Genomic DNA, 9,778 nt, shown 5'->3' with positions numbered 1-9,778 from the left:
ACGGCAAATAGGTGCGGACTTGCGAGCTCCGCCCCGCCCGCTACCCTCAGAGCTCATCCAGCCGGAGCCTCGACCTTGCGCCCTCTCGCCGTCCTTTGCCTGACGACAGCCCTGCTGACCTCGCCCGCGCTGGCGCAGGAGGCGGTACGCGAAACCACCGCCTTCACCCTGTCCAGCGGCGCGCCGCGCACGGCGGAGCAGTTGGCGCTGCGCTTCGACAAGGCGGACCTATCGTTCAAGCTGCTGCCGGAAAGCCAGTCGCTGGAGGGCGTCGCGGTCCTCGACTTCACCGCCACGGCGCCGACATCGGCGGTCGTGGTCGAACTGGATGCGGTCTTCGCTATCGCCGCCATCACGGTGGACGGCCGGGCGATCGCCGACTGGTCCAATCCCGAGGGACGGCTGACCATCCCCCTGCCCCGTCCTCTGACGGCAGGTGAAAGCGTCTCCGTCCGCATCGCCTATTTCGGCCGCCCGCATCAGGCCCAGCGCGCGCCGTGGGATGGCGGCTTCGTCTGGACCACGACGCCCGACGGCCAGCCGTGGATCGCCAGCGCGGTTCAGGGCGAGGGCTGCGACCTGTTCTGGCCCTGCATCGATCATCCGCAGGGCGAGCCGGAGCGCGTCGACCTTCACATCACCGTCCCCTCAAGCCTCAGCGCCCCCGCCAACGGCCGCTTTGTGGGCAAGACCGACAACGGCGACGGCACGACCACTTGGAACTGGACCGCGCGCCAGCCCGACACCTACGCCATCAGTCTGAACGTCGGCCCCTATGTGGAGATGGCCGCCGACTACCAAAGCCGGTTCGGGAATGTGATCCCGCTGCGGTTCTGGCGTCTAGCCTCGGCCGACCCGGCCAAGGCGCAAGGCCTGTTCGACGAGTTCCCGCGGATGCTCGACTTCTATGAGGCAAGCATCGGCCCCTTCCCCTTCGGCGACGAGAAGATGGGCGTGGTCGAGACCCCGCACCTGGGCATGGAGCACCAGACCATCAACGCCTACGGCAACGGCTACAAGCTCGACGGCAAGGGCTACGACTGGCTGCTGCAGCACGAACTGGCGCACGAGTGGTTCGGCAATCAACTGACCAACGCCGACTGGGACGACATGTGGCTGCACGAGGGATTCGGCACATACATGCAGCCCCTCTACGCCCGCTGGCTGAACGGCGAGCGAGCCATGCAGGCCGAGTTGCAGACCATGCGCCTGACCCTGGCCAACCGCTTCCCGGTCGTGTCCGGCCGGTCGCAGGACGCGGGGACCGTCTATGACGACAAGACCGGCCCGGCGCTGGACCTCTATTACAAGGGGGCGCTGATCGCCCACACCCTGCGCCTGCACATCGGCGACGACGCCTTCTATGAGAGCCTGCGCCGTCTGGTCTATGGCCGCCCCGATCCGCAACCGGGGAATTTCAAGCCGCGCTACGCCACGACGTCGGACTATGTGGCCATCGTCAATGAGGTGACAGGCCGCGACATGGGCTGGTTCTTCGACGCCTACCTCTATCAGGCCGCTCTGCCCGATCTGGTCATGACCCGCGACGGCGAGCGCGTAAGCCTGGAATGGAAGACCGGAAACAGCCGCCCCTTCCCCCTGCCCGTCGAGGTCGAGGTGGACGGTGTTCTGCGCGCCCTGCCCATGACCAATGGCCGCGCGACCTTCACCGCTCCGGCGGGCGCCCACATCCTGCTGGACCCTGGCTCAAAGGTTCTGCGTCGGCTCGAATATCTGGAAACCTGGAAGGCGTCTCAGGACAAGTCGAGCGGCTAAACTACGGATCGCGAGTCAGGCCGGCTTAGCCGAGAACCAGGGACGGCGCGGATAGGCCACCGTCGCGCCCAGCAGGATGAACAGCATCATCCATCCGGTCAGGTTCAGGATCAGCGAGGTGGTGGCGCGCGGCAGTTCCGCATCCAGCCAGAAGGACCAACGGATCAGCACCGCCAGGCCCTGCAACGCCGTCAGCACCACCAGCCACCGGCCGGGCCAGCGCAAGGTCATCAGGGCGTAAGCAAACCAGATCAGGATCGCCTTCACATCGGCAGATATGAAGCTTGTCGCACCGTGGCTCAGCGCCCCGACCAGTGTCAGGCTGAACCCGTCGATCAGATGCAGAACCCCTGCGACCCCGACCTCTCGGCGCCCCATGAAGACGGCGAACAGACCGGTGACGACCACAGCCGCAAGTCCGAGGATTTCCTGAATCTGATCGAACGGGGCGAGAAGCGCGGCCATGTGCCTAGGTCGCCGCGCTCCTCGCCCGCGTCAAGACGCCTAGGCGCGCATCGGCACGACGACCGCAGCCTCCGCCTGTCGGGCGAACGGCCCGGTTTCAGCTGGCTTGTCGTTGTTTGGAGTTTCCAACGTGGTCACGCCCAGCTTGCGTTGCACGGCCGAGAGCGACTTGTGTGCGTCGATCAGAGCGGCCCGAGCGCTCGTCAGGTTGTTCAAGGCGACGCAGACCGAGGCCACGGCGGGTTGGGCCCAGGCCGCGTTCAGCCCGGCGTCACGCTGCAGGCTAGGCAGTTCGCTGACCAGGATCGACGTGCGCGACAGGGCTTCGTCGAGCGATTGCTCGGCGTGATTGATATAGGCGGCGACCCTTGTGGCCGTCGCTTCTCGTTGAGACATGGGACCTCCTGCCGCCGCAGCGGCGCGTCTGAAAGACGTCGGTCAGGGTTTACTGAATCGAGTGCACGAGCTTCTGGAGCCACAACGCGCCTTTCAGCGCGAGCGGCAAGGCGAAAGCCAGGACCAATGACCCAGCCACCGCCCAGGCCAGCCGTCGCCAGCCAGCCGATTGGGTCAGAAATTCGAACTTGCCGCCGGAATGTCCGCCAAACAGTTGGCCGAGCGAAGAATCTCGAACAGGACCATCCGCCCCGTCAGAAACGGGGCCTGTCGGCGCAATGCCGAAACCAGATAGGGCGCCATGTTCCGATGCGCTTCGTTCGACGCCACCTGCTCCAACGCCGCCGCCAGATCCGCGTAGGTCATGGTCGGCAGAACGTCCTCTGGCGAGGTTCCAAGCATCGTGGCTGTCTCCATCAACTCCCCTGAAATCGACAGGGAGAAAGGAGCCGCCCACGACGCCCACAGCCATTGGGAACGAAGCCGGTGGGGGATTACCCCCTATGTCCAGAAAGGCGTTCTCATCCTGTAGCAGAAGGCGCACCGCCTCGTTGCGATTGGCGACGCCCAGCTTCCTGCAGGCGGACGAAATCTGGGCGTCCACGGTCTTGGGAGCCGTGCCGAGCATCCTGGCGATGCTCTTGCTCTGATGGTGGGCGGCGACATAGGCGAGAACCTGCCGCTCCCGTTCCGTCAGCCGCTGCCAATTCGTATCCCGGCTCATGCCCCCTCCAACACCTGTTGAAGGGCATTTTGCAAGAGCTGTGAAGCGCCCGAACGACGCAGACCGTCGCACGACGATCAAAGACGCCCGCCCTACGGCTCCAGCTCGATGTCCCAGTAGAGGTAGTCGAGCCAGCTCTGGTGCAGGAAGTGGGGCGGGAAACGCCGCCCCGCCTGCTGAAGCTGCCAGGCGCTGGGCTGGTGGGCGGTGCGGCGCAGGGGCATGTGCGCCTGACCGGGCGTGCGACCGCCCTTCTTCAGGTTGCAGGGACCGCAAGCCGCGACAATGTTCTGCCACGTCGTGCGCCCGCCGCGCGAGCGGGGGATGACGTGATCGAAGGTCAGATCCTGGGACGTGCCGGGCGCGCCGCAATACTGGCAGGCGAAACCGTCGCGCAGGAAGACGTTGAAACGGGTGAAGGCCGGCTTGCGGTCCTGATCCACGTAGGACTTCAGGCAGACCACGCTGGGCAGCTGCATCTCCAGCGAGGGGCTGCGGACGACCTTGTCATATGTGGCGACCACGTCGACGCGGTCCTGCCACACGGCCTTGACCACTTCCTCCCACGGCCACAGCGACAGAGGAAAATAGGACAAGGGCCTGAAATCGGCGTTCAGCACCAGGGCCGGAAAGCCGGACGGCGGGCGGGACAGGACCTGCATCAGGCCCTCCCGCTCATACGGGGGATTATCGACGCGACAGGACTGAAGACACGTCTCCTTCCTTGGTCTGATGGCGAAACCCTACGCCTGATTCTCCCGCATCGCCATGACAGATACGGCGCGTTTTCGTGACGCGCCCCTAGAAGACCTCGACCAGTTCGAAGCGCTCGCAGACCACCTTCATGTCCGGCGCCCAGGTGCCTTCGCGGCGGTAATAGGCCTCATGAGCGTCGCGCCACCATTCGTAGGTCAGGTCGCCCTCTCCCTCGGCGCGGGCGAAGTCCTCGCTGACCTGCTCGAAGGGCATGATCTCGACCTCGGTCGTGCGGATCGCGCAGCGAGGAACGCCGGCGCCGTCCAGAATGACGCTGACCTCGCCAACGGTCGGCATGATGTCGGCCTCGCATGACGCCAGCGACGAACAGGTCGCGCGCTTGCCGCCCGCCAGCACCAGGGCCAGCAATTCATCAGCCAGTTCGGGGCTGTCGCCAAAGGGCCAACGGGGCGCGGCCGCATAGGCGGCGGGAAGGTCGTTCATCTGCATTCTCGTCGATTAGGTTCAATAGCGCGAAGCGGCGGTCGGGAAGGCAGGCAGGCTCCAGCCCCACTTCAGGGCGCCGGCCCGCACGCCGAACCCGGTCACCACAGCCACCGCCACGGCGGGCCATGTGGGAAGGCTCACGGCTTTCAGCCCGACGAACAGGGCCGCCGAGACCAGGGCGGCGGTGATGTTCAGCTCGCGCCGCAGCAGGATGGAGGGCTGGTGCGCCAGCACGTCGCGCACGATGCCGCCGAAGCAGGCCGTCAGCACGCCCATGACGATGCAGATCAACGGCGTCACGCCATAGGACGCCGCCTTGGCCGCCCCCATGACGCCATAGGCCGCCAGCCCGACCGCATCCAGCCACAGCAGGGCGCGGAAACGCCACGACCGCGACCCCAGCATCCAGAAACCGACCGCCGCCACCATGCAGACGGCGACATAGCGCCAGTCCTGCACCCAGAAGACGGGCGCCCCGATCAACAGGTCGCGCAGGGTGCCGCCGCCCATGCCGGTCACGGCGGCGAAGAAGGCGAAGGTCAGGACGTCATGCTTCTCGCGCGCGGCGGCCAGGGCGCCGGTGGCGGCGAACACGGCCACCCCCGCGAAATCCAGCAACGGCAGCACCGCAGCCGGACGAACCAGGTCTGCGGCCGCGATCGGCTCCAACATCGTCATCATCCCCAGGGCGCCGCGCGGCGCCGTCTTCGGGGTCGCCCCCAGCCTTGGTGAAATGCCGAAGGCTAGACGCCTTCGTCCAGCGCGATTTCGCCGCGCCGAACGCCACCATACCACCCCCAGAGCAAATGCGCCGCCACCGCGCGATGCGGCCGCCAGATCTCGGCGCGGGCATAGGCCTGTTTCTCGTTCGGACGGTCCTCGGCGCGGTCGGCCCAGCGCATGGCTTCCTGCAAGGCCACGTCTCCGCCGGGGAAAACGTCCTGCCGCCCCTCGCAGAACATCAGGAAGGTCTCGGCCGTCCACTTGCCCACGCCCTTGATGGCGACTAGGGCGGCGATGGCCTCGGCGTCGTCCAGCCGCTCCAGGTGGTCGAAGTCGATATGGCCGTCAGCATGAGCGCGAGCGATCTCATGGCCGTATTTCGCCTTCTGCCCCGACAGGCCGAAGGTGCGCAGCGTCTCGACATCGCGCGCCAGCACCGCGTCCGGCGTCACCTGACCGTCCAGCCCCTCGACCACCCGCTTCCAGATCGAGGCCGCCGCCGCCACCGAGACCTGCTGCTCCACGATCATGCGGAACAGACCTTCATAGCCGCCGGGCCGCAGCCGCCATTCGAACACGGGCGTCGAGGCGTGCGCCTTGGCCAGGGCCGGATCGACGGCGGCCAGAGCCTCACGGGCTGCGGCGACGGAAGAAGCGGAGGGAGCAAGGGCCATGAGGTTGTATCGACAGGAAAACAGCGCCGCTCTAGCATCGCGCCCATGCGCACTCTGGACGATCTTCTTCACCCGATCACCCCTGATCGTTTCTTCGCCGACTTCCATGGCCGAAAGCCGCTGCACATCCCGGCCGGCGAGGGTGAGCCGAAGCGTGCGCTGCTGGACTGGTCCACGTTCAACGGCCTGCTGAACCAACCATCGATCTGGACCGCCCAGAGCCTGAAGCTGGTGCACAATACCCAGCCGGTTCCGCCCGAACGCTATTGCCGCACGGTCCAGACCCAGTCCGGAGCCGTCTTCCGCCCCGATCCGGCCAAGGTCGCGCTCTTCGTCGCCGACGGCGCCAGCCTGATCGCAGGCGACGTGCAGGATCTGACCCCGCCGATCGCCGATCTGTCGTCCGTGCTGGGGCGCGCCTTCGCCGCCAGCATGGGCGCCAACATCTATTGCTCGTTCAAAGGGGTTCAGGCCTTCGGCGCCCATTTTGACCTGACCGACGTCTTCGCCGTCCAGACTGAAGGCGAGAAGCTGTGGCGCATCTATGAAAATCGCGCAGACGCCCCGGTCGAGATGCCGTCCGGCGTGGGTGACATGCGACGCTGGTTCGAGCAGACGCGGGGCCGACTGCAGGCCGAAGTGATGATGCGTCCCGGCGACGTCCTCTATCTGCCGCGCGGCTGTTACCATGACGCCCTGGCCCAGGACGCGGCCTCCCTTCACGTCACCTTCTCCATCGCCTCCCTTTACGGCCGCATCATCTTCAATCTGCTTGAGCAGGCCGCAATGCAGGATCCGGCTTTCCGTGCCTATCTGCCGTCACCGGACAAGGACGGCGGTCGCGCCCTGCAGCAACACCTGGCCGGATTGGGCCAGAAGCTGGCGCAACTCGCAGCCTCTTCCGCCTTCCGCGATGAAGTCGCCATGACCCAGGAACGGCTGACGCCGCGCACGCACCGTTTCACTCTGCCCGAGCGAGCGCCGCTGACCCGATACAGCCGCACCGCCGTCATGGCTCCGCTCTACGCCGGTCCCGTCGCACATGCGATGCACTGGGCGCTGTCCCAACATGTCTTTGCTCTGGAAGACCTTATCGCCCAGTTCGACTTCGTGCCCGAATCCGACATTCGCGCAACCGTGGATCAAGCCGAAAAGTCCGGAGTATTGAAGCGGGTCTGACCCGCTCTGATGCGCCATGTTCGCCACCCGCTTCGCTCCCTCGCCCACCGGTCGCCTGCATAGGGGCCACGCCTTCTCAGCCCTGACGGCGTGGGGCGCAGCGAAGGAAGCGGGGGGGCGCTTCGTGCTGCGGATCGAGGACATCGACCCAACGCGGTGCAGGCCCGAGTTCGAGGTCGGGATCCATCAAGACCTGACCTGGCTGGGGCTGGACTGGGAGACGCCGGTGCGGCGCCAGTCCGATCATCTGGCCGACTACGCCGCCGCGGTCGAGGCGCTGAATGGGCGCGGCCTGCTCTATCGCTGCTTCCGCACGCGCAAGGAGATATTGGACGCCATCGGCGATGCGCCCCACGGCCCCGCCGAGGCGGCCCGTCCCGGCCCGCATCCGGCCGATGAAGAGGCGCGACTGCTGGCGGAAGGACGCCCCTTCGCCTGGCGACTGTCGCTGGATCGAGCCAAGGAGGCGCTGGGCGGCGCCGCGTGGGACGCCCTGAGCTTCGTCGAGGAAGGCTCAGGCCCCGACGGCGAGACCGGCGTGATCAAGGCCCGCCCCGAGACGGCGGGCGACGTCGTGCTGGCGCGCAAGGACGCCGGGACCGCCTATCATCTGGCCGTGACGCACGACGACGCCCTGCAGGCGATCAGCCATGTCATCCGGGGCCGGGATCTGTTCGAGGCGACTCACATCCAGAGGCTGATCCAGGCGCTGATGGGCTGGCCCGAACCTGTCTATCATCACCACCGCCTGCTGGCTGGGCCGGATGGCCGCCGCTACGCCAAGCGCGACCGCTCGGTCACTCTGGCCGAATTGCGGGAAGGCGGGCTGACGCCAGAAGGCCTCAGGACTGAGTTGAAGCTCTGATCCCAAAACAGGCGCAAAATAAAAAAGACGCGGAGGTCGCCCCCCGCGTCCTTTCCTAGAACCCTATGGGTTCGGGGCCTTAGAGAACCTTGAGGTCCACAGCCGAGGTCTTGCCGCGCTGGGATTCCAGCTCGTACTCGACCTTGGCGTTTTCATCGAGGCCAGCCAGACCAGCCTTCTGCACAGCGGTGATGTGGACGAAAACGTCCGCGCCGCCCGTGTCGGGTTGAATGAAGCCGAAGCCCTTCGTGGGGTTGAACCACTTGACCGTGCCGGTCGCCATATTGCGTCTCCGTAAACGCGCTTTCCAGGCGGACGTCCTAGCAGGAGCGCCCGTCAGCCCATCTGGACAAGCTCGTTCAGGCGAAGGAGCAAGACGCGGGTTTGGACCCCACGTGAAATCCGGGCTGCGGCGATGTTGTCACCCGACTATCCACAGCGGTCAACTGTAAAGCGAAACCGAGCTTACAGGCTTTACAGTTAATTTCGCCGCGGCGCGCGCAACTTGCGCTCCGTCGCGCCCAGGCGACGACGCACCGGCGCGCAGTGATATAGTCCGACGACTGCACATGACCGAACAGACCACGCCCCGCCTGGCGCAAACACCGAAGAAACGCCGCTCCGGATGCGCAGAAGGCGCCGGGGCGGCGCTCAGATCCGCAGCATTTCCATAACCATGGCCTGACAGGCCGAGCCGCCGCGCCCGCCGTCGTTGGACAGGCCGAAGACCGCGCGTCCGCCCGCCGGATCGACCAGGGCGATGGCGTGCCATAAGGTGTTGGAGCCCTCATGGGCGATCACCGGCCCCTTGGCCCAGGGCTGAGGCGGCAGGGCGATCCAGCCGTGAGCGTAGTTGCGCCCCTCGCCCGGCGTGACCAGACGCCGCACCGTCTCGGGCTTCAGCCAGCCGCCGCCCTCGGTCAGGAAGACCTGAAGGAAGCGGGCGTAGTCAGCCGCCGTCATATGAACCGTGCCCGCCGGGCCGAGCGCCAGAGGATTGTCCGAACCCGGATCAGCCGGATCCATCGGCAGCGCCGTCTCGCCCATGCGGCGGTGGCCCCAGGCGTTGTCGCTTCCGGCCGGAGCGCCGAACCCCGCCGAGGCCAGGCCCAGAGGGCCGAACACCTCGGCCTGCATGGCCTCTTCCCACGATACGCCGGTGACGGCCTCGATCGCCGCCCCGACCAGCACATAGTTGGCGTTGCCATAGGCGAACGTGCCGCGCGCGCCCGTCGGCGGGGCGGCCAGCGCCTTCTCGACGATGACGCGGCGCTGCTCCGCCAGGGACTGAGGATCGGCGCGGGCCGTCATCAGCCAGGCCATGCCCATGACCGCCTCGTCCTTCAGCCCCGCCGTATGGGTCATGAAGTCGTCCAGCGTCGCGCCGTCCCAGCCCGCATCGATCGCCAGGTCGGGAAAGGCCTCGGTCAGCGGCATGGCCCAGCGCGCCCGTCCCTGCTCGACCAGGCGGGCGAACAGCGTCGCCGTCATCGCCTTGGTGTTGGAGCCCAAGTGCCAGCGGTCGTCGGTCGTCGCCGGATCGTCCCCTCCCGCGCGCCGCACGCCGCGCGCGCCGGACCAGGCCAGACCTTGGGCCGTCACGACCCCGCCGGCCAGGGCGACCGGCTTGACCGTCTCGAAGGCCGTCGTCAGGGCGGCGTCGAACGCCGTCTCGCCTTCCGCGCGCACCACCGTAGGTGCAGCCGCGACCGCCGCGCCGACGGCCAGGACATGACGACGATTGATCATTTTCGGCTCCTTTTGCGTTGCACC

The 9,778-nt window shown here is 66.9% G+C and carries 12 protein-coding genes; 3 read left to right on the top strand and 9 right to left on the bottom strand.

The genetic code is table 11. The features are described 5' to 3' along the window. The first annotated feature begins 75 nt into the window (after positions 1-75). Positions 76-1,776 (top strand): M1 family metallopeptidase, encoded by a 1,701-nt coding sequence (locus tag EGK63_RS07450; protein ID WP_125900640.1) that lies wholly within the window; start codon positions 76-78, stop codon positions 1,774-1,776. Positions 1,777-1,791: 15 nt separating this feature from the next. Here EGK63_RS07450 and EGK63_RS07445 read toward each other — a convergent pair whose 3' ends face one another. From EGK63_RS07445 to EGK63_RS07415, 7 genes are all read right to left on the bottom strand, one after another. After that, on the bottom strand, positions 1,792-2,241 hold the full coding sequence (locus EGK63_RS07445; protein ID WP_125900639.1) for a hypothetical protein: 450 nt from the start codon (positions 2,239-2,241) through the stop codon (positions 1,792-1,794). A gap of 39 nt (positions 2,242-2,280) precedes the next feature. Beyond that, positions 2,281-2,637 (bottom strand): hypothetical protein, encoded by a 357-nt coding sequence (locus EGK63_RS07440; protein WP_125900638.1) that lies wholly within the window; start codon positions 2,635-2,637, stop codon positions 2,281-2,283. A 49-nt stretch (positions 2,638-2,686) separates the two neighbouring features. Continuing rightward, positions 2,687-3,361 carry a helix-turn-helix transcriptional regulator gene (locus EGK63_RS07435; protein ID WP_125900637.1) on the bottom strand — a complete coding sequence of 225 codons (675 nt, stop codon included), beginning with the start codon at positions 3,359-3,361 and terminating at the stop codon, positions 2,687-2,689. Positions 3,362-3,453: 92 nt separating this feature from the next. After that, complete coding sequence (locus EGK63_RS07430) at positions 3,454-4,026, bottom strand: HNH endonuclease (protein ID WP_200167182.1); 573 nt, start codon at positions 4,024-4,026, stop codon at positions 3,454-3,456. Between the two features lie 136 nt (positions 4,027-4,162). After that, positions 4,163-4,561, bottom strand: a complete 399-nt coding sequence (locus EGK63_RS07425) for an ASCH domain-containing protein (RefSeq protein WP_165906553.1) — start codon at positions 4,559-4,561, stop codon at positions 4,163-4,165. A 21-nt stretch (positions 4,562-4,582) separates the two neighbouring features. Then, entirely contained in the window at positions 4,583-5,245 is a 663-nt protein-coding gene (locus EGK63_RS07420; protein WP_125900634.1) for a trimeric intracellular cation channel family protein, read from the bottom strand. A gap of 62 nt (positions 5,246-5,307) precedes the next feature. Then, the gene (locus tag EGK63_RS07415) at positions 5,308-5,961 is read right to left on the bottom strand and encodes a DNA-3-methyladenine glycosylase (RefSeq protein WP_125900633.1); all 654 of its coding nucleotides are present in this window, start codon (positions 5,959-5,961) and stop codon (positions 5,308-5,310) included. A gap of 45 nt (positions 5,962-6,006) precedes the next feature. Here EGK63_RS07415 and EGK63_RS07410 point away from each other — a divergent pair, with 45 nt between their 5' ends. Both EGK63_RS07410 and gluQRS read left to right on the top strand, forming a co-directional pair. Continuing rightward, the gene (locus EGK63_RS07410) at positions 6,007-7,140 is read left to right on the top strand and encodes a JmjC domain-containing protein (protein WP_125900632.1); all 1,134 of its coding nucleotides are present in this window, start codon (positions 6,007-6,009) and stop codon (positions 7,138-7,140) included. A gap of 16 nt (positions 7,141-7,156) precedes the next feature. After that, a complete protein-coding gene (gene gluQRS, locus EGK63_RS07405; RefSeq protein WP_125900631.1) occupies positions 7,157-8,005 on the top strand; it encodes a tRNA glutamyl-Q(34) synthetase GluQRS in 849 nt (282 codons plus the stop codon). A 79-nt stretch (positions 8,006-8,084) separates the two neighbouring features. Here gluQRS and EGK63_RS07400 read toward each other — a convergent pair whose 3' ends face one another. Together EGK63_RS07400 and EGK63_RS07395 are read right to left on the bottom strand one after the other, a co-directional pair. After that, positions 8,085-8,288 (bottom strand): cold-shock protein, encoded by a 204-nt coding sequence (locus EGK63_RS07400; protein WP_125900630.1) that lies wholly within the window; start codon positions 8,286-8,288, stop codon positions 8,085-8,087. A gap of 368 nt (positions 8,289-8,656) precedes the next feature. After that, positions 8,657-9,754: a serine hydrolase gene (locus EGK63_RS07395; RefSeq protein ID WP_125900629.1), complete on the bottom strand. Its 1,098-nt coding sequence runs from the start codon at positions 9,752-9,754 to the stop codon at positions 8,657-8,659. Positions 9,755-9,778: the final 24 nt, after the last annotated feature.

Origin of the sequence: Brevundimonas sp. 357 (assembly GCF_003938605.1) — a bacterium.
In the GTDB taxonomy this organism is placed as follows: Bacteria; Pseudomonadota; Alphaproteobacteria; order Caulobacterales; family Caulobacteraceae; genus Brevundimonas.
The sequence above is the reverse complement of the archived record's forward strand: the minus strand, read 5'-3'. Positions and strand labels throughout refer to the sequence as shown.

What these genes read in the sequence shown, in the direction of transcription:
- EGK63_RS07445 (WP_125900639.1), bottom strand. Translation starts at nt 2,241, where the DNA reads ATGGCCGCGCTTCTCGCCCCGTTCGATCAGATTCAGGAAATCCTCGGA.
- EGK63_RS07440 (WP_125900638.1), bottom strand. Translation starts at nt 2,637, where the DNA reads ATGTCTCAACGAGAAGCGACGGCCACAAGGGTCGCCGCCTATATCAAT.
- EGK63_RS07435 (WP_125900637.1), bottom strand. Translation starts at nt 3,361, where the DNA reads ATGAGCCGGGATACGAATTGGCAGCGGCTGACGGAACGGGAGCGGCAG.
- EGK63_RS07425 (WP_165906553.1), bottom strand. Translation starts at nt 4,561, where the DNA reads ATGAACGACCTTCCCGCCGCCTATGCGGCCGCGCCCCGTTGGCCCTTT.
- EGK63_RS07420 (WP_125900634.1), bottom strand. Translation starts at nt 5,245, where the DNA reads ATGATGACGATGTTGGAGCCGATCGCGGCCGCAGACCTGGTTCGTCCG.
- EGK63_RS07415 (WP_125900633.1), bottom strand. Translation starts at nt 5,961, where the DNA reads ATGGCCCTTGCTCCCTCCGCTTCTTCCGTCGCCGCAGCCCGTGAGGCT.
- EGK63_RS07410 (WP_125900632.1), top strand. Translation starts at nt 6,007, where the DNA reads ATGCGCACTCTGGACGATCTTCTTCACCCGATCACCCCTGATCGTTTC.
- gluQRS (WP_125900631.1), top strand. Translation starts at nt 7,157, where the DNA reads ATGTTCGCCACCCGCTTCGCTCCCTCGCCCACCGGTCGCCTGCATAGG.
- EGK63_RS07400 (WP_125900630.1), bottom strand. Translation starts at nt 8,288, where the DNA reads ATGGCGACCGGCACGGTCAAGTGGTTCAACCCCACGAAGGGCTTCGGC.
- EGK63_RS07395 (WP_125900629.1), bottom strand. Translation starts at nt 9,754, where the DNA reads ATGATCAATCGTCGTCATGTCCTGGCCGTCGGCGCGGCGGTCGCGGCT.